The 24,143-nt window shown below is 51.2% G+C and carries 20 protein-coding genes and 1 pseudogene; 8 read left to right on the forward strand and 13 right to left on the reverse strand.

Annotated elements, in window-relative coordinates; translation table 11 throughout:
* Positions 1 to 155: 155 nt before the first annotated feature.
* Positions 156 to 3,251 carry an S-layer homology domain-containing protein gene (locus tag PTZ19_RS17875; protein WP_276356448.1) on the reverse strand — a complete coding sequence of 1,032 codons (3,096 nt, stop codon included), beginning with the start codon at positions 3,249 to 3,251 and terminating at the stop codon, positions 156 to 158.
* Between the two features lie 132 nt (positions 3,252 to 3,383).
* Between PTZ19_RS17875 and PTZ19_RS17880 the strand changes: the two genes are divergently transcribed.
* Positions 3,384 to 5,489: an ArpU family phage packaging/lysis transcriptional regulator gene (locus PTZ19_RS17880; RefSeq protein ID WP_276356449.1), complete on the forward strand. Its 2,106-nt coding sequence runs from the start codon at positions 3,384 to 3,386 to the stop codon at positions 5,487 to 5,489.
* A 312-nt stretch (positions 5,490 to 5,801) separates the two neighbouring features.
* Here PTZ19_RS17880 and PTZ19_RS17885 read toward each other — a convergent pair whose 3' ends face one another.
* A complete protein-coding gene (locus PTZ19_RS17885) occupies positions 5,802 to 6,602 on the reverse strand; it encodes an SDR family NAD(P)-dependent oxidoreductase (protein WP_276356450.1) in 801 nt (266 codons plus the stop codon).
* Between the two features lie 248 nt (positions 6,603 to 6,850).
* Here PTZ19_RS17885 and PTZ19_RS17890 point away from each other — a divergent pair, with 248 nt between their 5' ends.
* Together PTZ19_RS17890 and PTZ19_RS17895 are read left to right on the forward strand one after the other, a co-directional pair.
* Positions 6,851 to 7,705 carry a helix-turn-helix transcriptional regulator gene (locus PTZ19_RS17890; protein ID WP_276356451.1) on the forward strand — a complete coding sequence of 285 codons (855 nt, stop codon included), beginning with the start codon at positions 6,851 to 6,853 and terminating at the stop codon, positions 7,703 to 7,705.
* Between the two features lie 105 nt (positions 7,706 to 7,810).
* Positions 7,811 to 8,683 (forward strand): SDR family oxidoreductase, encoded by an 873-nt coding sequence (locus tag PTZ19_RS17895; RefSeq protein WP_276356452.1) that lies wholly within the window; start codon positions 7,811 to 7,813, stop codon positions 8,681 to 8,683.
* A gap of 189 nt (positions 8,684 to 8,872) precedes the next feature.
* Here the strand turns inward: PTZ19_RS17895 and PTZ19_RS17900 are convergent, their stop codons facing one another.
* Positions 8,873 to 9,550, reverse strand: a complete 678-nt coding sequence (locus PTZ19_RS17900; protein ID WP_276356453.1) for a hypothetical protein — start codon at positions 9,548 to 9,550, stop codon at positions 8,873 to 8,875.
* Positions 9,551 to 10,738: 1,188 nt separating this feature from the next.
* On the opposite strand from PTZ19_RS17900, the pseudogene PTZ19_RS17905 reads away from it, so the two are divergent.
* The 4 genes and pseudogenes from PTZ19_RS17905 to PTZ19_RS17920 all read left to right on the forward strand — a co-directional run.
* Positions 10,739 to 11,269: pseudogene (locus PTZ19_RS17905) on the forward strand (recombinase family protein); the annotation flags it as partial.
* Positions 11,254 to 12,192, forward strand: coding sequence for a recombinase family protein (locus tag PTZ19_RS17910; RefSeq protein ID WP_276356555.1), 939 nt, complete (start codon positions 11,254 to 11,256; stop codon positions 12,190 to 12,192). The pseudogene PTZ19_RS17905 and the gene PTZ19_RS17910, both read left to right, overlap by 16 nt.
* 16 nt (positions 12,193 to 12,208) lie before the next feature.
* Positions 12,209 to 13,852, forward strand: a complete 1,644-nt coding sequence (locus PTZ19_RS17915; protein ID WP_276356454.1) for a recombinase family protein — start codon at positions 12,209 to 12,211, stop codon at positions 13,850 to 13,852.
* Positions 13,853 to 13,912: 60 nt separating this feature from the next.
* Positions 13,913 to 14,605 carry a hypothetical protein gene (locus tag PTZ19_RS17920; protein WP_276356455.1) on the forward strand — a complete coding sequence of 231 codons (693 nt, stop codon included), beginning with the start codon at positions 13,913 to 13,915 and terminating at the stop codon, positions 14,603 to 14,605.
* 298 nt (positions 14,606 to 14,903) lie between these two features.
* Here PTZ19_RS17920 and PTZ19_RS17925 read toward each other — a convergent pair whose 3' ends face one another.
* The 7 genes from PTZ19_RS17925 to PTZ19_RS17955 form a co-directional block, all read right to left on the reverse strand.
* Positions 14,904 to 15,845: a hypothetical protein gene (locus PTZ19_RS17925; RefSeq protein ID WP_276356456.1), complete on the reverse strand. Its 942-nt coding sequence runs from the start codon at positions 15,843 to 15,845 to the stop codon at positions 14,904 to 14,906.
* Between the two features lie 3 nt (positions 15,846 to 15,848).
* Entirely contained in the window at positions 15,849 to 16,613 is a 765-nt protein-coding gene (locus tag PTZ19_RS17930; RefSeq protein WP_276356457.1) for a hypothetical protein, read from the reverse strand.
* Between the two features lie 244 nt (positions 16,614 to 16,857).
* Complete coding sequence (locus PTZ19_RS17935; RefSeq protein ID WP_276356458.1) at positions 16,858 to 17,553, reverse strand: hypothetical protein; 696 nt, start codon at positions 17,551 to 17,553, stop codon at positions 16,858 to 16,860.
* Between the two features lie 259 nt (positions 17,554 to 17,812).
* Positions 17,813 to 18,292 (reverse strand): 23S rRNA (pseudouridine(1915)-N(3))-methyltransferase RlmH, encoded by a 480-nt coding sequence (rlmH, locus tag PTZ19_RS17940; protein WP_276356459.1) that lies wholly within the window; start codon positions 18,290 to 18,292, stop codon positions 17,813 to 17,815.
* Positions 18,293 to 18,402: 110 nt separating this feature from the next.
* Complete coding sequence (locus PTZ19_RS17945) at positions 18,403 to 19,398, reverse strand: amidohydrolase family protein (protein WP_276356460.1); 996 nt, start codon at positions 19,396 to 19,398, stop codon at positions 18,403 to 18,405.
* A gap of 394 nt (positions 19,399 to 19,792) precedes the next feature.
* Positions 19,793 to 20,017: a YwbE family protein gene (locus tag PTZ19_RS17950; RefSeq protein WP_276356461.1), complete on the reverse strand. Its 225-nt coding sequence runs from the start codon at positions 20,015 to 20,017 to the stop codon at positions 19,793 to 19,795.
* Between the two features lie 116 nt (positions 20,018 to 20,133).
* Positions 20,134 to 21,336 (reverse strand): YhgE/Pip domain-containing protein, encoded by a 1,203-nt coding sequence (locus tag PTZ19_RS17955; RefSeq protein ID WP_276356462.1) that lies wholly within the window; start codon positions 21,334 to 21,336, stop codon positions 20,134 to 20,136.
* Positions 21,337 to 21,527: 191 nt separating this feature from the next.
* Here PTZ19_RS17955 and PTZ19_RS17960 point away from each other — a divergent pair, with 191 nt between their 5' ends.
* Entirely contained in the window at positions 21,528 to 22,148 is a 621-nt protein-coding gene (locus PTZ19_RS17960; RefSeq protein WP_276356463.1) for a TetR/AcrR family transcriptional regulator, read from the forward strand.
* Here PTZ19_RS17960 and PTZ19_RS17965 read toward each other — a convergent pair.
* The 3 genes from PTZ19_RS17965 to PTZ19_RS17975 form a co-directional block, all read right to left on the reverse strand.
* Positions 22,087 to 22,626 (reverse strand): hypothetical protein, encoded by a 540-nt coding sequence (locus PTZ19_RS17965; protein ID WP_276356464.1) that lies wholly within the window; start codon positions 22,624 to 22,626, stop codon positions 22,087 to 22,089. The genes PTZ19_RS17960 and PTZ19_RS17965 overlap by 62 nt on opposite strands.
* The gene (locus tag PTZ19_RS17970; RefSeq protein ID WP_276356465.1) at positions 22,610 to 23,104 is read right to left on the reverse strand and encodes a hypothetical protein; all 495 of its coding nucleotides are present in this window, start codon (positions 23,102 to 23,104) and stop codon (positions 22,610 to 22,612) included. The genes PTZ19_RS17965 and PTZ19_RS17970 overlap by 17 nt, the downstream gene beginning before the upstream one ends.
* A 117-nt stretch (positions 23,105 to 23,221) precedes the next feature.
* Positions 23,222 to 24,139, reverse strand: coding sequence for an MBL fold metallo-hydrolase (locus PTZ19_RS17975; protein WP_276356466.1), 918 nt, complete (start codon positions 24,137 to 24,139; stop codon positions 23,222 to 23,224).
* Between the last annotated feature and the right edge of the window lie 4 nt (positions 24,140 to 24,143).

The following is a 24,143-nucleotide window of genomic DNA, read 5'->3' on the forward strand; positions in this document are numbered from 1 at the left end:
TTCTTAAAACTTGCCGTTACTTGTGATACGGTTCACCGTGCTGTCTGTAACGGCAAGTTTTGAACACATAAAAAAAGTAGGAGACCTCTTTCTAGGAGACCTCCTGCTTAATCATTCACCTTGAATGTGACCACTCCCGGTACATGCATTTTGCGTCAATCGATGAACTTTACATACGTCAGCATCCGTTTCAATATCACGGCGCTTTGGGCGCGCGTGGAGAACGCCCTAGGGGCGAAATCCGCCGGAGACACGCCTGCAAGGATGTGCGCGGCTACGAGCCGGCTCGCCGAATCCCAGGCCCAGCCGGCCGTCGCGGAGCTGTCGGAAAAGCGCTCCAGCGCGGAAGCGTCCGCTTGCGGCAACGTCCCTCCGGCGAACCCGATCGCCCGGGCGATCATGGCCGCAATCTGCTCGCGCGTGACGGGCGCGTTCGGACGGAACGTACCGTCTTCATACCCGAAGATCAATTCCGCTTCGCGCGCCGCCCCCACCGACCCGGCATACCAATCGTCCGATCGGACATCCGAATATAGCGGTTCGCCGCGTTTGTCGGAAAGTCCGAGCGCGCGAACGAGCATCGCAGCGAATTCGGCGCGAGTGACCCGGCCGTCCGGATCGAAGACCTTCTCAGAGACTCCGCGGACGACGAGCTTGTTCGCGAGGGTCTCGATGTCGTCTCTCGCCCAGTGCCCCTTCAAATCCGCGAATGCGCTGCCGGTTTGAACCGCCGTGTACAGACTATTGTGCGGGGCGTAGAAGACGGCCCAGGCGGCTCCGTTCTCCGTCTTGAAGACTGCGGGAACGAAGTGCAGCCCGTTTTCGGAATCCACCCAAACGACGGTAGAGACGCCGGGACTAGCCGCTTCATCCAAGACGATGGTCCGCTCCGTGTAAAGAGTCCCGAAGTACGTCCACTCCTTACCGTCGACATATAGGGAGAAGTCCATCGGCACAGTCAGCATCCGATAGCCTTGATCCGTCAAATCGCCGTTCAGTTCGCCGATGAAGGCAGGCGACGCTTCCGAGATGGCGACGGTGGCCGTCGTACCGCTCGGAGCCGACTTCCACAAGCTCAGCGGAAGCGCGTAGCCAGCCCGGCTGACCCGTATCCGAACGACCGCGTCGGTCCGCGATTTGAATAATCCCTGCATCGCCGCAAGGGGCAGATCGACTTTGACGATCGGATCCGCCTCCGTATTCGGAATATCGATGACCGCTTCTTCGCTGTCCGAGTCGAAAATGGAACTTAGGATACCGGCGTCCAAGCGGAGCCGGATGACGGAACGGCCGTCGCTTTCCTTCTCTCTTACGATAGGAAACACGACGTCTTTGCCGTTGATGCGCACGGTCATCTTCGAAGACGGATCGGGCGCCGGGCTTGACGATTCATTACGGACAGGGTCGCGATCCGGCTCGGCGGCTTCCAGCCGGATACTGCCTGCGTCGACGCTGCCCCCCGCGATGACGTTAACGGTCGTGCTGAACGTTTTGTACCCTGGCGCCGAAGCCGTGAGGGTCCGAACGCCCGCCGCAATGTCCGTCAGGGTGAACGTCCCTTGGCTGTCGGTCGCGGCGGCGACGCCGTACACCGTCACCGTTACGCCCGGGAGACGGGAATTCCCGACGCCGTATACGGTTCCCGTGACCGTTCCGGCAGTGGGCGGAACCGCGGATCGGATGTGGGACGCCTCAAGCAGCACCGTGCTCCATGCTCGGATGAGGCCGTTCGCATCCGTTTCATATACGGAAAGATATTGACCTGCGTTCACATTCGGAATATCCGTGCCTAACGTATAGGGAACCGCATTGTCCGGAAGCTCGGCGGCCATCTGCGGCCGTAGGACTTCCGTTTCGGTCAGCGTATAGGCAAAGGAATGATCCGGACCGCCGGGTTCCGCCGTCGCTTTCGTGGACCCGAGCACACTGCCCGGGCTAACGCTCAAAACCGCCAAATCGGGCGCCGGTCCGTCCACGGTCAGCATCAGCGTCGTCATGGCGGTCGCCGAACCGGCATCCGCCGCCGTAATCTCCACGCTGAACGTGCCGGACTCGCCAGGCGTGCCCTGAAGCACGCCGGAGCTGCTGAGGCTTAGGCCGGCGGGAAGCCCGGAAGCGCTCCAAGTCAAGCCGCGCTCCGCCCCGTCAAACGCCGTAAGACGCACGGAATAAGGAACATCCTTGTCCGCGCGCGGAAGCTCGGTCGACAAGATTTCCGGACGCAAGTAAGGGTAGCCGCTATTTACGTTCGGATCGATCGTCCAAGTATCGGTGAAGTTCCAGTTCGAATAGGTCGACTGCTGTTTCATAAGATCGGAAGATCGGCCCGTAACTTCGGCCGTACGGTTGAAAGGATTGGAGGCGACGCCCGTTGATTGACCGGTCGTAACGTTGTCGAAGAAGGAAGCAAGAACGGCAGTGTCTGCGGCCATTTCGCCAATGAAACCGCTGCTCATCGAGTATGAGCCGTCTGCAGATAACGTGACTTCCCCGGTCGCATAGCTGTTTTCGATCGTTCCGTATATGATCCATGCCGCGAACGCCCCGGAACGGATATAGGAGCCGCTGGGGGGCGTTAGGTTGGTCACGCTCCCTGTTGCATAGGATTCGATGATCGTCCCCGCGCCTTGCGCTCCGATCAACCCCCCGGCATACACGTTGTAGGCGGAGCCGCCGGTCACGGATGCCGTCGAATAGGAGCGGGAAATCGTGGAATCGACCGCTTGTCCGACCAGTCCGCCAGTGGTGCCGGTGGTCAAGCCGTTGCCTCCCTTTACGCTTCCCGAAGAACGCGAACGCTCGACGTGCCCCCCGTCTAACACGCCGATCAATCCGCCCGTATCGGCGCCGCCTATCAAATCGACTTCCACGCCCAGATTTTCGACTGAACCGGAGACGGCCCCGAAAAAACCGACGTGGTCGGATTCGTTCCTGATCTTGACCCCGGTGACGGTGTAACCTTGTCCGTCGAATATGCCACTGAAGTTCGCATGGCCGTTGCCTCCGAGAGGGATCCATTCGTAATCGGACGGCAAGGCGATATCGTTCATCAGCCGGATCTTGCGGGCAACGTAGTCGTCTTGATGCGTATCCATATAAACCAATTGCTCCACGGTCGAAACTTCGACCCAATCGTTCACGACGGGAGGGGCCGGATCCGGAGCGGCCATGGCGGCGGGCAGCGCGAAGCCCGACGGTACAAGCAGGACTGCAATCAGTATCCGGGATAGAAAGGAAGAAAATCGTCTCATGGCGGAAGTCCTCTCTGCATTTTGGTTCGATAGATAGGGTGCCTCGGGTACGGTAGATATTATAAAATAAGGTTAAACCGTCCTATGTTTCATTTTTGTTTCAACTTCTTCAGCAGAAAGTAGAGTGCTTCCATGGACTCCACATTTGAAGCAGGCAGCAACGTTTTCCCTCGGCGCGTAATCGGCTTCGAGCGCGAGATGCAAGCTTTGGACGAATGGCTCGACGATCCGGACGCGGGAACGCTGCTTTATTCGATATCGGGCATCGGGGGCATCGGAAAAACGACGCTGCTTACCGAGATCGCCGATCGGTGCCGGCAATCCGGCGCGCTTACGCTGTGGTTGGACGGACAGGGGGAAATGGCGACGTCCGGCGCATTCCTGTCGAGTCTGGAAATGAGCTTGGAGAGCGAGTACGGCAGGATCAGAAAGCCGGAAACTCCTCTCCTGCCCTTCATCCTGTCGGAGGTGTCCGGGCAACGCTCGGTTCTCGTAATGGATAATTGCGAACGGCTGGACCGGATCGAAAGCTGGCTGCTGTCCCGTTTTCTGCCCCATCTTCCGGCTGCCGGCGTGCTGATCGCGATCGCCTCCCGAAGCGGGCTTCCCGTCAAATGGCGCACGAATCCTTATTGGAGCGGCCGCATTCTGTCGTTTCCGTTGAACCTTTTCACAAGAGAACAGGTGCATGAGTACTTGCGCGGAAGCGGTCTGGCGCCCGAGGTGCAAAGGGATATCGCCCGGAAAACGGACGGGCACCCTTTGCTGCTCGCCTTGACGGTGGATTTGCTTCGTTCGCGGCAAGACGTAGAGGACGAACGCAGTCTGCTGCACATTCCCGCCATGTTAAGCGCCGAAATTTTGAGAGAAGCGGCGTCTCCGATTTTATATGAAGCGCTGACGATCCTGTCGCTCCTCCCGGCGGCTGACCAATCGGTGCTGAACTTTTTTCTGGACACCCCAATCGACTCGTCAGGTTATCATGAACTCGGAAAATTATCGTTCGTTCGCGCGGTTTCGCAAGGTTTCGAATTGCATCACGTCGTGTCTCGCTTGCTGCGGGAAGATTTTGCCCGCCGGGACCCGGACAAGTTTCAGGCTCTCCGCCACCGCATTTTCCAACTGCTGGCCGAACGGTTTCATGCGGTCGACCGGCGGATGCAAATGCGGATTGCGGCTCACGTGCTGGAGATTTACCGGGAATTTCTGCCCGCCGCCCACGCGTATGCCGACTTCTCCTCCACTCTGAAGTCGGGTGAGCACAAGCCTTATCAGCCGGAGGATCTGCCGAGCCTTCATCGTTTTCTCTCGGTTTCGCTCGCCCAATCCGATTGGCAATCGGAGCTGGTACGGAGAGAGGACGATCATGATCTGCTGGAAGATATCGCCTGGAATTGTCCCGAAGGCATCTTCGTCGTCCGCGATGACGGCGGGACGCCGCTGGCATTCAACGCGGCATTGCCGCTGCACGCTTCGACCGTGCCATTGCTCGAGCGGTATGTGCCCGAATGGTTGGCCGTCTTGGGCGAAGAAGGGACACAGCTGCGCTCGGTGCCGCCAGAGGCGGCGGACACGTTTTTCATGCTGTTGGCCGCGGTGGACGTGAACCAAACTCTTTACCGGGCGGAAGAATTAGGCGCTTTGCTCCTGCAGCAGTGGCTGATCCATATGACGGGCGGACTGCGGGCGATAATGGCTTCGGCGGACCCGCAATTGAACGCTTTGCTGCTCGTGATGGGATTCCGGGAATGCGGGCGGGTCGCATCGGCGGATGCCGGAAAACGCGCCATCACGATTTGGGTATTGGATTTCCGGCAGATGAAGTTCGAAGAATGGGTGCAGAGCTTGATCCGAGAAACCGGACCGGGGGCGCGGGAAGGGAAGTTCGGGTTTGATCCGGGGCCTGCCGGGATTGCGATCGATGAAGAGCAGATGAAGCAAATTCTCCAACACCTGTACGACAACGCGAAATTGGCGCAAATTCCGGCGATTCGGAAGCTCAATATCGGCGGGGCTTCGGTGCGGGAGAAGGTGCGGGAGATGCTGACGGCCGAGGAACCGCCGCATCCTCTGACGCCGCTGGAGCAGAGCATTCTGCGGGACACGTATCTCCGAAAGGAACGGAACAAAAACCAGCTCGCCGACGATTACCACATGAGCAGGACGACGTTCTACCGGCATTCGCGGCTCGCCGTGATCCATCTCGCTCATGCATGGGCGCACTCTTCGTTCCACTAATCTTGAGCGGACCGCTTTCGGGGATTCTGCCACAACGATCCGTTTGCCAACAGTTTCATCAAGGACGGACCGCTTCGGCTATTGGATTGGAAGTTCGCGGGAATGGGCAGTGCGAGGATTATGTGGAATCTTTCTGGAATGCCATGTGGGCTGTAACGTTACGAGACTCTTCGTCACACCCGATCTGCCAACCGGCTGAGAAGCTGTTCCCGGTCTAAGCCACTTTCGCCGTCACTTATGGTACGGTTCACCGCGCTGTCTGTAACGGCAAGTTTTAGGGCCATCCTTTGCGGGATGGCCCTTTTAAACTAACTATAAGTGCCTTTTGGGCTTTGACATGCGTTCCATGATCAAGGCTACCCTGCGCCTGCTAAAAAATCGGATCATTTGAGCCATAAAGTAATTGTTTCGGCCATCGATGATATAGCTGCGTCCCTGGTCAATCCCACGAAATCCGGCCTGTACAACCTTCTCCGGGGTCGAGAGCTTTTGGCCCGCCCCCATTTCATCGCTGCCAACCGCATCGAAAAACCCCGTCTCGGTTGCACCCGGGCACAGTGCGAGCACGCGAACGCCTCGCCCGCGTGTTTCCGCCCATAGCGCCTCAGAGAAGGACAATACAAATGCTTTAGTAGCCCCGTAAACAGTAGAATAAGCACAAGGCATAAACGCGGCCATCGATGCCACGTTAACGATGACTCCGTCCTCTCGCCTTAGCATATCGGGCAGCAACCGATGCGTAAGATCGACTAACGCAGCCGTGTTCAGCATAATCTCTTCCTGCTCGCGCTCCGGGTCTATTTCCTCGAAGCGGCCATAAGTGCCGACGCCTGCATTGTTTATGAGAATATCGACCGACAAGCCCAGTTCGGAAATTTGTTCAGCCAGTTGACGCGGGGCGTTCGCTTTGGACAAATCGCAAGCCAATGCATAAGCCTGCACGCCGTACTGGCGGTTGATTTCCCCAGCTATTGCATCCAGTTTGTCCTTGGAGCGCGCTGCCAGTACCACATGACAACCTCGTGCCGCCAGTTCTTTGGCATACGCTTTCCCGATTCCGGATGAAGCGCCGGTCACTACAGCCAGCTTGTTTCTATATGCGTACTTGTTCAAGATACAAAACCTCCTATCGATAGCACTTCTCTGTCGTAAATTATCTTAATCGTACTGTCGGTAGGAGGGGGTTAACCACAGCATGTCTATTCTATTAACGGGAGTAACAGTATCGGTACTCGTTATAGTTCTCTTTTGTGGCAACGGACGTTTAACAGAGATTATAATGATCGTGTACGAAGCGCTTTTGATTCATTTGGTTAATTACGATATATATTCTTCCATATATGTAATTTGAGGTGAGTTACTTGAGAACAAATCGTTCCTCATCCGCATTGGGTGAATTCATTAAATCGCGCAGGGAACGGTTGCAACCTTCAGAGGCGGGGATCCAGCCGCTGCCCGGACGAAGACGCACTCCAGGGCTTCGAAGAGAAGAAGTCTCTTATCTTGCCCATATAAGCGTGACTTACTATACCTGGCTGGAGCAAGGCAAGGAGGTTAATCCTTCGCCGGAAGTGCTGCTAAGTATCGGCAAAGCGCTTCAGCTTGACGAAGATGAGCAGAAGCATCTGTTCGATCTTGCCAATGTAGACGCGGCGAGCGTCGTCACAGTGTCGAATAGCCGAGGGCCGGATACGGGAGTGTTGCAGAAAATCGTAGATCAACTGCATTATCCATCTTTTATCACGGACGAAGGTACGGATGTTATCGCCTGGAATCGGGCTGCAGAACTGATCGTAGCCGATTTCGGCAGTCTGCCGGACAACGAACGGAATATGATGAACATTATGTTTTTAAAGCCGGATTACCGCAACAGACTGGTGAATTGGGTAGGATTTGCCCGTTACTCCGTAGCGGTTCTGCGGGCAAGTTTCGACCTGTACAAGAACAACCCGTTATATATGGAACGGTTCGAACGCTTGAGACGGGAAAGCGAGGAATTCGTGCATTTCTGGGAGCTATATGAAATCAAGCAAAAGCGCGTAGCCACCGCTTTATTTCGTCTTCCTGACGCACAGGAGGTGGAGTTCGTGCTCCATTCCGCGGCTGTCATTGATAACGACCCTGGACTGCACTGGTGTTTCTTTGTTCCGGTTCCCGGTTCTGGCACGGAGGAGAGATTATTGCGTTTACTGGAGCTGGACAGGCAGGACAGGTAGCTCCCGTAGACTGTTACTCCCGTTAATAGAATAGACGTGCTGAGGCTAACTCCCTCCAGTTGCTTGTATGATTCAGTGGAAGACAACGATTGGAGGGTGTTTGGCATGCAAACATGGTTCATTACAGGAGCATCAGGAGGCTTGGCTTCACGTATAACTCGCCGGTTGCTGGATAGGGGGGACCGTGTAGCCGCAACGGTACGCAAGCCGGGTGTGCTTGATGATCTGCAGGTACAGTATGGCTCCCAACTATGGCAGGCTAATTTAGATCTGACAAACCCTCAGCAAATTGCTGATGTCGTGGAACGTGCATTTTCAGAACTAGGCACGATCGATGTGTTCGTCAATAATGCAGCCTATGGATTGTATGGCGCAGTGGAGGAAGCAAGCGATAGGCAAATTGAGCATCAGTTTATGACCAATGTGCTCGGTTCCCTGCGCGCAGCGCGTGCAGTCCTGCCCTTTTTCCGCAAGCAGGGTGGCGGTCACCTTGTACAGATATCGAGTATGGCAGGTCATTATTCTGTTCCGGGCATGGGGCTGTATTGTTCTTCGAAATGGGCGGTCGAAGGAGCCTTTGAAGCGCTGGCTAAGGAAGTGGCTCCGTTCAATATTAAGACCACTATGGTGGAGCCCGGCGGAATCCGAACGAATTTCATTACGAGCAACGCCGTATTCGGTGAGCGGATGGACGAATACCGGGATACGGAGGCGGGCCAATTCGTTAGCCTGATGAAGGGGGAACTGCCAGGTATAGATATGAGCATGTTCAACCAAATGGTTGTCGGCGATCCGGATAAAATGGCGCAGCAGATTATCCACCGTGTCGATCAGGGAGAGGGTGCTACGCGTATGGCGTTGGGCAGTGACGCCTATGAGCAAATCCGGGCAGCCCTACTGGAAAGACTGGCCGCTCTGGAAGCACAGAAAGAGCTGGCTTACTCCACTGATTCAGATGATGTGGTAAAACCATTTTAAAGGACACGAAAGGACTTCGGCATCCACGGTAACTGATATGCTCTTCTGCAAGTAGCCGGTTTATTTATTAAACCTGTCTACTTAAAGGGGAGCATATTTAAAACTTGCCCTTATTTGTGATACGGTTCACCTTAACGGGTCTATCGGCGAAAAGTGCGCCGCGACTGCATAGGAACACAATTGCAAGAATTATTCTTTGGTTGGTACTTTTGTGCTAGCCTGTTTCCCATACATCAATTGAAAATACCATGTGTTTAGCTCATCCTCAATAATACGGCTTGTACTACTACAAACATAACTCATTTGGGTTACACTGCCATCTTCATTATGGAATTCGCTATCATTTCTCATTACGAGGATTTTGTCGAGTTCCTTAATATAATATTGCATTACAGGAAGATTTGTTGTTTTCCCGGTTAAATACCATTGGAAATGCGCTACCTTGTCCGCTATTTCATTTTTAATTGTGACTATTTCCAAATAAACATTGTTATAAATACGATTCTTCAGCTTCTTCGAATTCCAAATGAAGTCTATATTTGCGTAGGAAGTATTTAAGGCACTATAATCATAATCTGCCATCTTTATAATTGTTCTCATAATTTGCTCTTCGTTTTCATCATGTTCATATAACCCAAGATTCCGTACTGCTTTGCAAGCCTGAGTATAAAATTCCTCTAATGTTCTTCGCCGTTCTACGTTGTATCCAACTACCGAGATTATTAATGCAAGCACTCCACTCGATAGTATTCCAACGGCTATATTGGACCAAAAGTTTACTCCTTTATAATCCAAAAATAAAGCTAATGAAAGTGCAGCGACGCAGACTATTATCATGTAAATAATTGTTAGTCTGTGAATCTTCACATTAATCGTCCTCCTAGTCTTGATTACCCTATGTTTGAGATAAGAATCTTCAAAGTAAAGCGCCCACCGATAGGAGCTTCGCTTATATGTAACTGATGATTTAGTCATGCTTAATGTAACCAATTGACGGGAGAAGCTTCACCTTACTTGGAGATAAATTATGATACAATCCACATCGACTACACCAAAATTTAGTTGATCCGAATGCCATATGCTCGTAATCATCTTCCCCATCCAAGAGAAAACCCATAGCAGGATTTTGTTTATACTCCTTGTATTTCTTTAACCCCTCTTCATAAGGAGTATCGTTTTCTGCAAGGATCAGCCAATTATGTTCACAATGTTCATGTTTTCTGATATTCCTGCTGCACGGATACGGTATTGTCGTTGGTCTTCTATCTCCTACCCTGTAATATTCAAAATGATGCGGTATGCCAATAGTAATGACAACGACATCTCCACAAATACAACTGCGATACAATTTGGTACCTTCGTCATAGTCGCTATTAATATACCATCCGCTGTGAGTTCTGTCGTTGTGCTGAGAAACACATTTGTAACAAGTATGATTATGTTGCGTATTGGCTAGACTCTTTTTGCACAAAACACACGTTTGACCTGCGACTAGGCGAGGATAGTCCAGCTTTGTTTCATGTTCTCTAACCTTTTTGGGATCAATAGAAAAGCACTCTTTGCAGAGTGTATACGTATGGGAGGGAGAGCCTATTTTCTCATGACATCTATCGCATCTTGTTTCATTTTTTAGTCCAAAAAAGCGCTTTATCTTCATTAATCCGCATCCCTTCTTATAGAATGGCTACAGTCCCATCCTTTTCTACACTTATTTCCTCTTCCTGATAACCTTTCAATGGAAGATAAAGGGTTCAATAGAATATCCCCCATTAATAATACCATATTATGGAATTAAGGGGACGCCCCCGCGATAAAGACTGTGCCGAGCGTAAAGCGTCGCCTGCCCAAGCAAAAGATTGATCGGCTGTAATCGCCTAAGAATCAATTGGCGAAAACTCACTCCCTTGGCGTTTGAACGGCTCAGAAACGGGGATTATGCTAGGTTTACCAATTTATTTCCATTTGGGGTGGTTTATACGAACCAAATTGCGATTTACGTCCGAGTATCTTCCGAGGAACAGGTAAAGAGTTATAGCATAACCCGGACAGCTTGAAGAACTGCGCGCCTACGCCGCTGAGCAAAATCTATCCATCTACCGGGAATACGTGGACGATGGTTATTCCGGCAAGTCCATAAATGGTAGACCTGCGATGCTGGAACTGTTGGGGGATGCGAAGCGAGGTCGCTTTCACACCGTCATCACATGGAAGTTGAATCGCTTGGCACGGAACCTGGCGGATCAACTCAAGATGCTTGAATTGTTCAAACAGCACAATATCGGTTACATGAGCCTGACTGAGCAATTCGATTCCAGCACTGCTCAAGGAGCCTTCACCTTGCAGATGCTCGGCGCTATTGCTCAAATGGAGCGGGAGCAGATTGCCCAGAACACACGCTTGGGGATGCAGAAACGAAGCGAGAAAGGTGTCTGGAATAGTGGAAATAACGTCATTGGCTACGAATGGGTAACCGGAGTAGACGTAGAACCACACCTTAAAATTGTTCCGCATGAGGCTAGGCTTGTGCAAAGATTTTCGAACATTATCGGAGCGGGAAAGGGTTTAAAGCCATTACAAGCCATTTAAACGGCGCTGGATACACGACGAAACGGAATAAGCCTTTCAGTATCTCTGCTGTACGCGGCATTCTGACCAACGTGAATTATATTGGTCAGATTCAGTACACCGTTCATGAGAAGTTTACTGGGGCAATTAGCGACCGTTCGAAGCGGATTGTTCAGGGCACACACGAACCCATCATTAGTATGGAGTTATGGAACGAGGTTCAAGAGTTTCTGAATAAACGTACCCGAACACCGACAAAAACCATAGAACGGCCTTATCCGCTAGCTGGCCTGTTAAAATGCCCCGTGTGCGGAAGCAGCATGGTTCCATGGCACACAAAAGCTATTCGGAAGAACGGAAGTATTCGCAAGTACCATTATTACGTATGTGGGAATAACAACAATAAAGGTTCGACCGCATGTAAGGCGAATGCAGTTCCTGCTTCACTTGTTGAAAATGAAACGCTGGCCCGGTTTCAGCACATTCTCACGAACAAACACTTGTTAAGTGAGATCGTCACCCGAATAAACCACAATAACAAGGAAGAAGGACCGCCATTGCGGCAACAGCTAGCTCAGATCGCGATGAGTTTAAAACAACTGGAAAAGCAGCAGCGGCGCTGTTACGAGCTATTCGAGGATGGGTTCATTGGACAAGTGGAGCTTGTTGAGAAACTTGAATCATTGAAACAAGCTATCGCAGCGCTAAACGAGAACAAAAATCAGTTGGAATCGAAGTTCGCTGAACTCGAGCGCAGCGCTGTATCACTGAAAGAAGTCCGCAGCGCATTGAAGAAGCTGTTCAAATCGTTCCATACCATCGAAGCAGGGAAACGAAATGCATTGCTCCGTGGATTTATCCAGAGCGTTCATGTACCACCTAACCGAGACGTGACCGAATTGCACATCCAAGGCACCGCCGCACTCAAACATCTAACCATTTGAAGGGAGATTTTTCTCAATGATCACGAATAAAACGAAAGTCGCCATATATGCGCGTGTGAGCACCGAAGACCAAGCCGAGCAAGGCTATAGCATCGATGCCCAACTCGATACCTTGCGTAAATACTGCGAATTATATGGAAAAGAGGTCTATAAAGAGTATGTGGATGCGGGGGTAAGCGGTAAAAGTATTGAAGGCCGTTACGAGTTGCAGCGGCTCTTGAAAGATGCTGGGAACAGGAAGTTTCACGAGGTTATCGTCTGGAAGTTTAACCGCATGGCTCGCAAAAACGTTGACCTGCTCAACATCGTCGAACAATTAGAAGCCTGCAACATCACCTTCCGTTCTTTCTCAGAAAACTTCGACACCAGCACATCTATGGGGAAGTTCGCTCTTCAAATGATGGGTGCGGTCGGTGAACTTGAACGAAATACGATTGTCGATAACGTGAAAATGGGTATGAAACAGAGAGCAAAGAAGGGCGAACATAACGGCAAGCTACCGCTGGGTTATCGAGCTGTTGCTGACCCCAGCAACCTTTCCAAGCGTTCCAAAGCTGTTGTTATTGTGCCGGAGGAAGCCATTATCGTTCGAAAGATATTCGAGCTTTACGCTTCTGGAAGTGGGTTGAAGAGCATCGCCAATGAGCTCAACCACAGCGGCTATATGACGAAGACCGGCAACACCTTCTCCACGACAGCCATAAAGGAAATCCTAAACAACCCGTTCTATAACGGTAAAGTCCGTTACAACCGCTATGAGAACTGGAGTAACAAACGTAGGCGGGGCAAGTGCGCAGACCCGATCATCGCCGACGGAAAACACGAAGCCATTATTTCCGATACATTATGGGAGAAAGTCCAGTTCCTGAGCCAGAAGAAATCCTTTACCCCGTCTCGTATTTTCGACGGTGAGTTCCTACTATCTGGGTTAATCCGCTGTCCGAAGTGTGGCGCGGCGATGGTTGCTAGCCGTACCCGTAGCAAGACGAAGACTGGAGAAATCGTGAATCGCCTGTATTACTCGTGTGGAGCCTTTCGGAGTAAGGGGAGCAGCGTGTGCTCTGCCAATAGCATTCGGAAGCAAGAAGCCGAAGATGAAGTGATGAATCGGTTAGCACGAATACTGTCCAAAGACCGCATTCTAAAGGCCATCGTGGACAAAATTAACCACAAACTCACGACCCGAACATTACCGCTCCAAGCGGAGCTAGAACACATTAGAAGCCAATTAGAACAGGCTGAGTCCAGAAAGCGGAAGTACCTCGATCTATTCGAGCATGGGAACGTGGACAAATCATTCTTCACCGGAAGAATGCAGGAGATTCAGGCCGATTTTATCAAGCTACAAGCGGAGAAGTCCCGGCTTGAAATGGAGCTATCCGAAGGCAATACATCACCTATCTCCTTCGAACAAGTGCGCGAGTTGATTCATGGGTTTAATCAGGTTCTGACCACCGCACCGTTCGAACAGCGGAAAACGTTGTTGCACCTGTTCATCAAGCGGATAACCATGAATACAAGCAAGAAGATCGAGACGATTGAACTATGCTTTGACGAAAACGTGGATTCCTACTTTTCATCGCCTCCTGTTGCGGTAACAGCGGAATCATTCCAACCGAGACAACCGGTAAAGCGGGAGAAAATCGAAATCGCCATCTAAATTTATAAAAACGTTTGCAAATACGATATTCTAAGTAACGGTTACAAGGAGATGATGAGTATGGCCGTAGTTGGCAAACAGAAACAACTTCTAATTTGGCCTAGACGGCCATTCTTGTTGGATAAGATGCTGGACGAAGGGGAAAGCCCAAATAAATGTGCGGCATGGTGTAAGGAGAATGGATTCGATATCTCTGTGCCGACGATGTTCGAATACGCAAGAAGGCGCAGAGCGGCGATTATCGGAGAGGTTCAGGCGGATAAACTGCGCTGTGGTAAGTCTAAAGGAAAACGTTTCGCCAACAATCCCAAAAGGGAAGAACGCAAAGCCTCACACATGACTGTGGACAAGGTAAAGCACGATTTAGAGCTTCTTGATGAAGTTATTCAAAAAGGCTTCGAGACACTTGCGAATATCGAGGAGATCAACCCTGCTACCGCCATCGCTGCTATCCAGTTGAAGCATAAGATCACAAATGGGACGCATGGTGGCTATACCGTTTACGGGATAGAGGAAATCAGGCTGCGCGAAGCCGCAAGGGAGAACGCCATATTAGCCGTTCTCCTTGAGTTTACCCCAGAGGACCAACATGCGGCAGTGATGGAGCGGATGGAGCAAGCAACTCAGGAATATTATGCGTCGATAGGCTTGGGTGAGGCTTACGCGCAGCAGATAGCAAGGAGTCAAAAGAGGAAAATGCGTGACGAAAGGGAGAACGCCCGTGATGGGCGTTCTCCATTGGGTCCCGCTTGAAACTTGAACTGACCAATGACAAACGCACAACCGGTCTCCATCCAACTCGTACGTAGCCTTATCCAACAATTCGACCAGTTTATGAATGCATCCACCTTTGAGCAACTGAAACATTGATGAATCTTATAATCAGCAAATCACGTCATCCATTGACTAAATCGAAGCCGTTGAGTTAAGTTTCGTCCTTAACCCTTCTGCTGTAGCAAAAATTGTTTTTTGCGCTTCGGAGGGTGTTGGAATCTCTGGGGGCATGGAGCGTGTAGTTGTAGTCTTATGATTAGCTATCTCCAAAAATTTATCATAATATTTGTGCTTTTGAGGTTACCCAACCATGAATGGATTTAATAAGTTGAATTACCAACAAGGCATTTGCAAGTGCGATCTCAGATGTTTTTATCCAAGGGTCACTTGTTAACTTATCTCTATCATGTGCAGAACTATTTCTGATACTTGAAATGGATTTAGCAATATCTCTATGCCTTGGATGTATTATTAATCTTCCTTTACCACTTAAGTAGTCAGCTATCTGTCCAATTCCATCACAACTTGTTAGGTCAACACCTTCCTTTACACCGATATACCGCAAATAATTCTCTAAAGACTGGCCAGAATGTTCACAAGACCTTTCAGGGTCACTCTTATAATGCAAGAAAGCCAGTGTTAATCTGTCTTTTTCAGGATTCTCTAAGGAATGAAATAACTCAGGGCTTAGCCTTTTGGACAAAAACAATCTAACAGCGATTTCTGAGTTTAATTGTACTTCATCGATTTCTAATTCATGAGGAGGATGCGCAATCGACTCACTTATTGAATAATTTGTACCATCAAATGTTATTAAATTAAGATCAACAGCCAACAGAAGTACGTTTTTTACGCTATCTGAATACTTATGATCTATTTTACAAAAGACTAACGTTTTTCTTATAGCGTCTACATGCACAGTTGAGCTTTGCAAAAATCCACATAACACCTGGAATAGTTTTAAGTTCTGAAGATGTTTAGTGATAATTACCTTTTTATCATTTAATGAAAGATTCTTATCGTATTCCTCAACTATTTTATATAAATTTTCTGATTCATTCACCAAATCAAGGGATATAGATATTTTCAAGGCATTATTAACTGTTGTTCTGCTAAACCCTGTAAAAGCTATGATGTCTTTAATGCTACAAGGCATATTCCATGTTATGGCTTCGAGCACTTCTATTAAAGAACTCAAGCTAACACGGCCAAAGTTCAAAAACTATTCCCCCTCAATCTGCAATTCCAGTAATTCAATTTGCTTACGAAGAATTTGTATATCTCTCGTTTTTAGCCCAGTAGGGACTATTACCTGAGCAAACTTCCCCTCGCTCAACGAGAAATTAAATGTCTGTTTCGAGTCCATGGAATAATTATTTATATAAGTTCCCGAGTTTGTCACTGCAATCATATCCACAATGTCCGGTTGTTGATATTTATTAGGAGTAGGGATGTATACTGTTTGATCTATCTCTTCTTCGTTTTGATGAATTTCAATTGTTTCGTTATGTAAAAAGACTCTGGCTTCATCAATTAGATTAGCGAATTGCGCTGACTGAATAAAGAGTTTTGCAGCATCCTGGCTAGCGTTTGCAGTTATTCCGAAATCACGATAAAGAATATTATCTAGTTGGTCGGGAAAGCGACCATCTCCTTGGTATCTCTGCACAAGCTCTGCATATAATTCAGGCTTCAAGAAGGCTTCTAGGATTGCTTCGTTTCGCTCTTCTTTACTTTTAGGATGTGTTATTTTTTCGCTTAGCTTACTTAAAGAATACCCATCATCTTTATCTAATAGACCAAACTGAACCATAGTAGAGATTCTTGTCCCTGCTAGACCATTTATTCTCTGGTATCCTAAAGCAATAGAAATTTGATCTCGATCCAATTTACCACTACCGAGCTTCGATTTAACAAGCTTTGTATCTTCGATTGCCTTCTCGAGACTAGCGCTGGGATAAGACCTACTTCGTTCCTTTTTGGCCATGCTTTACCTCCTCAGCTTTTTCCTAATTATAACACATTACTTTTAACCTAGTATTAGGCATCCCTTGCCAACAACCAAACTTCTCCGTCACTTATGGCACTGTTTACCCGATTAATTTAATTGCACTGTACACCGGCTCCAGAAGAAGCACGCACATCAGCTGTTGAGGGTAGGTCATGTAGTCGAAGGAGAGCTTCTTGTCGGCGTAAGGGAATTTCTCCTTCGCAAATGTGAAATGAATGCTTTAAAAGTTTTCTGGCAATTCTTCTTCACTAATACTTTGAGTAAATTTGTTACCTTTTGAAGTTGTAAATGTAATCTTATAAGTAGGTACTTTATAATCTTCTGCTTCCATCATGTAAGTATTATCCTTAAAAAAAGTTGCTTTTACCTTATTTCCATAAAGATCATATCCATTACTGAGTAAATATCTTTGTAAATCGCTAAATGGAATTTCTGTATTATAATTATATTTTTTCTGAATAAGATCATCAACAACTGGTTTCAATAAGATATTAATACTGAACACAAGTTTTATACTTCCTCCTGCCTCTATTGTTATGGGAAAGCCAACATTCTTGTTATTTATGGTCACCTTGTTTACGATATTGCTGTAGTAAAACATCTTGCCGTTAGTTATCTGAGTTAGTTTGTGATCAATAATTGAAATTGTTCTTTTTGAATTATTTGAAAGTAAAACACTATAATTTAAAGGAATAAGCGCTGATCCTGTGTCTCCGATGTTCAAATCTTTATAAAGTACAGTCTCATCATGAGATGATTCAATGAGTGCGATATCAATAATTTCCTGATTATCCTTTCGATCTCTCTGAATTGTATAATAAGTGGAGAATATGCCTGAGATGATTGAAAATAATAAAGCAATAAAAGATATCCAAAGTGTTAATTTTTCATTTCTCGACAAGTGATTTCTACCCATGTAATGGATAAACTCCTTAATAAGTGTATTGTGCATTCCGCCTAACGTTTATTTTGCGAAGTTCGCAAATAACCCTCATCCGAAAAAGAATTTACGAAATCCGATGTATTCACAATTATACCACGGGTATAGAAAACATTGTCGTATTGGTCATACAAAAGTCCCCCTAGAGCCTATCTCTAGAGGGATGTCTCTATAGCACCTTCCTCCAAGACTCTGCTGTCTTCTTTCCCCTTATTGACATTCGAATTTTTCGCCGTCACTTATGGTAAGGTTCCCCCCGATTGATCCTGAACGCCCGATAAATCTGCTCCAGCAAGATCACCCGCATAAGCTGATGCGGGTACGTCATGCGGCCAAACGATAGCTTCTTATCCGCGCGTGAGAGAACGGTCAACGACAGGCCAAGCGAGCCACCGATGACGAAGGCGACGGAACCGCCGCCGTAGACGGCCTGCTTGTCCATATAAGCGGCGAATTGCTCGCTGGACCAGGTCTCGCCGTCGATGGCGAGCGCGACGACATGCGCGTCCGGCTTCAAGGCGGCCAGGATGCGCTCGCCTTCGCGCGCGCGGACTTGCTCTTCTTCCGCCGGACTCATGGAGTCCGGCGTTTTCTCGTCGGGGAGTTCGCGAATGTCCAAGCGGGCGTAAGCCCCCAACCGTTTGGCATATTCCGCCACTCCGTCCGACCAATACTTCTCTTTCAGTTTGCCTACGCATACGACCTGAATGTGCATGGAATTCCGATCCTCCTGGATGACACCCTTATGCTTCTCAGCTTATCCGAATCCACACCCTTCAGACAACGAGCAAAAAACCGGCCCCGATTCGGAGCCGGCTTCGCCGCTTACCCACTACTCATATCCACGGAATGATCGATCAGAATCTTGCCCGCTTCGAACTTTGTCAGATGGCTCATGTCGGGTGCCTGATCGCCCGTCAAATTCAGCTTGCGGATGGCTTCCAGCTGCGTCTTCGAAGCGGGCTCGGCTTGAATGATCGCGTCGAAATTGTCGTGCGCGATGCGGCGGGCGACAACCGGATCGTCGATCAGGTCGATGACGCGGTACATCGACTCGACCGCCGCTTCTTCGCTCTGCAAGCCGTATCCCGAATCGGTGCTGAGGAGGAAGCGATCGGAGTACTTCTTCATCACCGGAATGAAATCCTTCAGCGTATTGCCGCTATCAGGGCTCAAGTCCGTAAACCCGGCGAAGAAGTCGGCGTATAGGTTCGGATGCGCGCCCATCAGCCTGTCTATGTTCTCAGGCGAATTGTAGGTATTGATGTGTCCGAAAATGAAAATCGTGTTCGGGTAAGCGTCCAGCGCTTGTTCCAGCTTGCTTACGGGTTCACCGTTCGGCGGATCGATATGGAGCAGGATCGGAACCTTGTATTCCGCGCACAGCTCGTAGATTTGAGGAAGATAACCGTCCATCGGGTCGTTGGCTTTCCAGGCCACCTTCGAGACCATCGGGGAATACGACGATGCGCCCGCGATCTCGCCTAATCCGAAATAGCCTCGTTCCAACATGCTCCGTACGTGCTCCAGGCTGGACTTATCGTGCAGATCGATACCGGAGAAGTAGGGTATGAACAAGTCCGGGTGCTGCACGTAAGCATTCCACGCGTTTTCGTCCGTATCCATCGCGCTTGGCTCCGAGACGTCCCCGAATAAGACGACGCGGCGAACGGCGTCCCGTTCCCATGTACCTATCATCCTCCAATAGGCATCGCCGCTCGCGTCGTGGTTGTGCGTGTCCGTCAAGCCGAAGTCGCGGTATTGGGCAACGAGCTCATCGAGCGTTTTCCGTTTGGGAATTTCGCCGCTCGGCGTCGGCACTGGGTGGGTCTCCATAACGGAGTCCGTCGCGGCTGCGGCCGGACTTAGGGTTGCTGACGGATCAGAACTCCCTGTCTTGGAGTCCGCCGCATCCCATTGACATCCGGATAACGCGCCCCATAAGAGCAGTGCCGTTACAATTCCATAGAATAACCGGTTTCTCTTCCCGAATGAGACTGGACGCAAGCGACGGCCTCCTTCACGGATCGGAACGAACCGAGCGACTCGTACCCGTTCGATGCCGTGATGATATGAAATTCCCATGCTAATCCGAATCCTATCATTCATGGAACGTCATGAATAGTTCCCAATCTCACAGTCTAGGGATATTCTCCGCTAATCGTCACGATCACAGACGACCTCCGCAGATATCCTGGAGGCGTACGGAACGGCATCAACCGTTGTCTCCCGCTCCCGTACCGCCTATAATCGCCTGCACCCGCCCGACTTGCCCGTCACACAATCGGACCTTAATGCCATGCGGATGAGTCGGCGAATTCGTCAAAATATCCTTTACGATCCCGCGCGTCAGCGCGCCGGTCCGCTGGTCTTTCTTCAGCACGATGTCGACTTCCAAACCCGGGCGAACGGCGCTCCGGACTTTCCCGCTTCCTGCCATAGCCTGCGCTCTCTCCGTTTCCGTCTCGCAATTTGCCCATATCGTACCATACTGCCCCGGAAAACCAAAAACCCGACCCCTATCAGGAGGTCGGGTATCGGTGGAGTGATGAATGCTTACCCCTGCTTCGCCGGAACCGTCGCTGCCGCCAGCTCGGCTGTCTTCGCGACTCGAGCCTTATCGGGCCGCAGCGCCGATGCCAGCAGCACGACGAGACTCACGCCCGCGATGCCCCACAGCACGCCGTACGGCAGACTCATGCCGGAATCGCCGCCGAAGTACATGAGGCTCCGCAGCCCGGAAGCGACGTAGCGGAACGGCGTCCAGGAATACAGCCAATCCTGCGTGACCTGCGGCAGAAACTCGGGCGCCAAACTCAGAATCGGCAGCGAGAAGAACAGCAGCAGCACCAGCAGCGCGACCGCCGGAATGCCGAGCCAGTTGAACAGCGCCGACTGCATCAGGAAGAACGCGGCGGCCGCCAGCCAGAGGAACAGCCACACCGCTCCGATGTCGGCCATCTCCATCCCGTACCAGGAATGCGCCATCCAGACGAGGAACCCGGAAACGCCCGCTGCCAGCGCCAAGCCGGCGATCGTCTGCCCTGCCGCCGCGCCCCAAGCGCCGCCGGCCCTTCTCGCCCCCTGGCCCGCCAGGAAGAGGAACACGCTCATGATGAGCGAACCCATCCACGCGATCTGGGTCAGCATCACCGGCGCGCTGCCGTTGCCGTTGCCGGATCCGACCGCATGCACCGAAGCCTCTTCCACCTGGAAAGGAGCCAGCAGCGCCTGCACCTTCCCGACCGGGATTTGCTCCGTTTGTTGACCGACCATCTGCAGCGCTTGCTTGCTTAATTCCGTGCCGACGTTCTGCGCGACCTGCTGCAGGATCGTCCTCACCGCCGATACGCCTTGCGCATTCATCCCTTCGTTCATATACAGCTTCACCTTCGCCGTCTTCGGTTCCGGACCGGCGAGGGACATTACGCCCGCGCTGAAGTCAGCCGGAATGACCAGCGCCCCGTACGCCTCCTGCCGATCCAACGCCGCAAGCGCCGCTTCTTCCGAGTCGGCCCGGATCCATTTCACCGGCAGCTGCGCCAGACCCTCGACTTTCTCCTGCACCATCTTCCCGACCGCCAGCTGCCCGCCCCCGGGCAGGTCCGCCGGTTGGTCGAGCACCGCCAGCACGACCGGCAGCGCCTTCGGTTTCGCCCCGAGCACCGATCCCATCATCGCGAGCCCGAAAATCATCAGCACCGCCAACGCCGCGCCAACCGCGATCCTGACGAACTTTTGCCTGAAAAATACCGACATCTCTCTCCCACCCTCTCATTTTATGAACAAGTTGTTGATTAATGATCACACTGTTCATTATAATGATGGGAGAAAAAGCTTCAATCATCAGTATGGCACAGACTGTTCATTAATGGACACCGCTAACCGGCAGTGTTCATAAACCCGCTCATTTTCCGCGCCAAACCGCCAAAGGAGTTGACCCGAGCGCCATGACGGACAAAACCGCCGACCGCCGCACCCAACGCACCAAGAAGCTGCTGCGCCAAGCGCTGCTCGAACTCATCGACGAGAAAGGGCTGGAGAGCATCACGGTCAGCGACTTGACCACCCGGGCGGAGATCAACCGGGGCACGTTCTACTTACATTATAAGGATGTCTACGATCTGCTTGAGCAGATGCAGTCGGAAATTTTGGACGGATTGGCGCGGCTGGCCATGGAAGTCGATTTCCTGGACATTATCGCGCATGCGAAGCGCAATGAACCGTATCCCGGGCTGTTGTCCATTTTCGAGTATTGGGATTTCCATGCGGATTTCTTCAAAGCCATGCTCGGCCCCAAAGGCGACCCCTCGTTCGCGCCGCGGGTGAAGCAGATGATGAAAGACAAAATCTACGGCAAAGTGGTCGGCGTACTCAACGCTTCGCGGGTGTCCGAGGCCGGCGTCCCCCTCGATTACATCCTGGCTTACATGACGTCCGCCAACCTAGGCGTCATCCAGCATTGGTACGACACCGGCAAGACGAAGACGGCCCGCGAAATGGCGACGATCATGACCCGCCTGGCGGGGCTTGGCCCGATCGTCGCATCGGGTATCCTTCCCGGTTCATGACGGTCTCCACCATATGGAACATGGCCATGAATAGAGCGTATATCACCACATAGGCAATCGGTGAATAAGCCAGTTTCCACCCCTTATAGTAGAACACGTGGCATCGATACGCCGCCCACTCCAGCCCCCAGGAGAGCAGGGACCAGGCCAGCACGTACCCGGCCCGGCGCCACCCTTTCGGGCTCCATTTATCGTAGAAATAGAGAAACAAATACGTCGTCGGCGGATACGAGAAATAGTAAATGAAAATATCCGACACATCGTATTTGACGGTGTCATTGACATCGTAGAGATCGTACGGTTTGACGGCGATGAGGGAATCCACGGTCTGGGCCATGAACACCGAGAATACCGTGAATACCGTCAGCGCGATGAGCGTAAAACGTCCCGGAAGCAAAAACGCGATCGTCAGCGGAAGCGCCGCGGAGAACAAGTCGAACCATTCGTTGAGGTCGAACCGCTCAGGCGCGTACAGCATCGGCCTCCCCCCTCTTTTCCAGCAGCTTACGATACCATGCAGCGAATATCATAACGGCCAGGAGCACGACCGTCCAAGTAAACACGGCGTATCCGACATTCCACCCCGTGTCTTCGATCACGCCGATCGCTTGGCTGAGCCCGACCGAGGCCGTCAATCCCGCCATCCAGGCCGTGCCGAGAGCCGCCTTAACCAGAAATCGATCCCGGATCCGGAAGATCGCGTAGAGCAGCCACATCGTAGCCAAGGGGAATAGGATGAGCTGATTCATTTTGAAGTAGGCGAATGCCGTACCCGTCGGCGTGATCCGAATCAGCTTCTGGCTGTCCAGAATCGCCGAGTGCGCTTGCTCGAACGCGGTGACGCAAACCAGGTACAGCACGATTTTCTCGATTCGGCGGAACGGACTTCCCATCCATTTCAGCGTCCACAGCGCGCCCGCGCAAACGAGACTCTGGGCAAGATTGGCGATTAGCATGAGGCAGCCCTCCCCTGCGGCAGGGATTCGTTTCCTCTATTGATACCCCGTTTCCGGAAAAAAGATGTCCTCCCGGCCCCTGAGGGCGGAAGGACATTCCGTTCCTGCGCAACGCGGCTATAGCCTGAATGCCATTAAATCTCGTCCGACCGTGATCGCTCCGGTAAAAATCTTCCTCATCCCCGCAATATACGCTTCCTCTGCCGTTTCATCCGCGGCTGGAGCGGGAATGTGATGCGTCAGCACGAGGTGTTTAACGCCCGCCCGGCGCGCGATTTCCGCCGCTTCCAACGTCGTCGTATGATATTTCGCCGGGTTGGACAACGCCTTCTCATGCTCGGGATATCGGGCGATCAGGGCATCCAGCCAGGGCTTGTTGTACGCTTCGTGAACAAGCAAATCCGCTCCGGCGGCGTGTTTCACCATGTTCTCCACCGGAATCGTATCGCCGGAGATGACGGCCGATTTGCCATTGTATTCGAATTTGTAAGCGACGGCCGGATAAACGGGACGGTGATCCACCTCGAAGGCGGTGATCCGAATGCCGTCCTTGTCGTAGACGACGCCCTCGTTGCATTCCGTGTACTCGATTCTCGATCCCGCCTCATCCGACAAGTTGTAGCTGATCCTAAGCCTCACGTCGAACTCGAAGGACTCTCTCATTTTTCCGATGATCTCTTTTGTCGTCTCAGGTCCGTACACCTGCATAGGCACGGAACGGCCGAGGTACACGCGTTCCGACGTAATATGCGTCCGCCAGCTCGTGATGAACACATCGAAAAATCCGGCGTTATGATCGTAATGGTGGTGGGTGAACAGCACGTCGGAAATCCGTTGGGGCATCACTCCCGCTTTGATCAGTTGGTCCACCGCCCCGCCTCCGCAATCGACGAGAAACGCTTTGTCTCCCGCCAGCACGACCGCGCCGGGCTTCGCCCGCCCATAGAAGGCCCGGGGCGAGCCCGTTCCGAGCAGAATGACCGTAAGATCGGGATGGAAGTCGGATCGCACATTCTCCTGAGGTTGAATAAACATGGGA

The organism is Cohnella caldifontis (assembly GCF_029360585.1).
GTDB classification, from domain to species: Bacteria; Bacillota; Bacilli; order Paenibacillales; family Paenibacillaceae; genus Cohnella; species Cohnella caldifontis.

Excerpts from the sequence above, each read along its gene's own strand:
- PTZ19_RS17875 (WP_276356448.1), bottom strand. The coding sequence starts at position 3,251 with ATGAGACGATTTTCTTCCTTTCTATCCCGGATACTGATTGCAGTCCTG.
- PTZ19_RS17880 (WP_276356449.1), top strand. The coding sequence starts at position 3,384 with ATGGACTCCACATTTGAAGCAGGCAGCAACGTTTTCCCTCGGCGCGTA.
- PTZ19_RS17895 (WP_276356452.1), top strand. The coding sequence starts at position 7,811 with ATGCAAACATGGTTCATTACAGGAGCATCAGGAGGCTTGGCTTCACGT.
- PTZ19_RS17915 (WP_276356454.1), top strand. The coding sequence starts at position 12,209 with ATGATCACGAATAAAACGAAAGTCGCCATATATGCGCGTGTGAGCACC.
- PTZ19_RS17920 (WP_276356455.1), top strand. The coding sequence starts at position 13,913 with ATGGCCGTAGTTGGCAAACAGAAACAACTTCTAATTTGGCCTAGACGG.
- PTZ19_RS17930 (WP_276356457.1), bottom strand. The coding sequence starts at position 16,613 with ATGGCCAAAAAGGAACGAAGTAGGTCTTATCCCAGCGCTAGTCTCGAG.
- PTZ19_RS17935 (WP_276356458.1), bottom strand. The coding sequence starts at position 17,553 with ATGGGTAGAAATCACTTGTCGAGAAATGAAAAATTAACACTTTGGATA.
- rlmH (WP_276356459.1), bottom strand. The coding sequence starts at position 18,292 with ATGCACATTCAGGTCGTATGCGTAGGCAAACTGAAAGAGAAGTATTGG.
- PTZ19_RS17950 (WP_276356461.1), bottom strand. The coding sequence starts at position 20,017 with ATGGCAGGAAGCGGGAAAGTCCGGAGCGCCGTTCGCCCGGGTTTGGAA.
- PTZ19_RS17955 (WP_276356462.1), bottom strand. The coding sequence starts at position 21,336 with ATGTCGGTATTTTTCAGGCAAAAGTTCGTCAGGATCGCGGTTGGCGCG.
- PTZ19_RS17960 (WP_276356463.1), top strand. The coding sequence starts at position 21,528 with ATGACGGACAAAACCGCCGACCGCCGCACCCAACGCACCAAGAAGCTG.
- PTZ19_RS17965 (WP_276356464.1), bottom strand. The coding sequence starts at position 22,626 with ATGCTGTACGCGCCTGAGCGGTTCGACCTCAACGAATGGTTCGACTTG.
- PTZ19_RS17970 (WP_276356465.1), bottom strand. The coding sequence starts at position 23,104 with ATGCTAATCGCCAATCTTGCCCAGAGTCTCGTTTGCGCGGGCGCGCTG.
- PTZ19_RS17975 (WP_276356466.1), bottom strand. The coding sequence starts at position 24,139 with ATGTTTATTCAACCTCAGGAGAATGTGCGATCCGACTTCCATCCCGAT.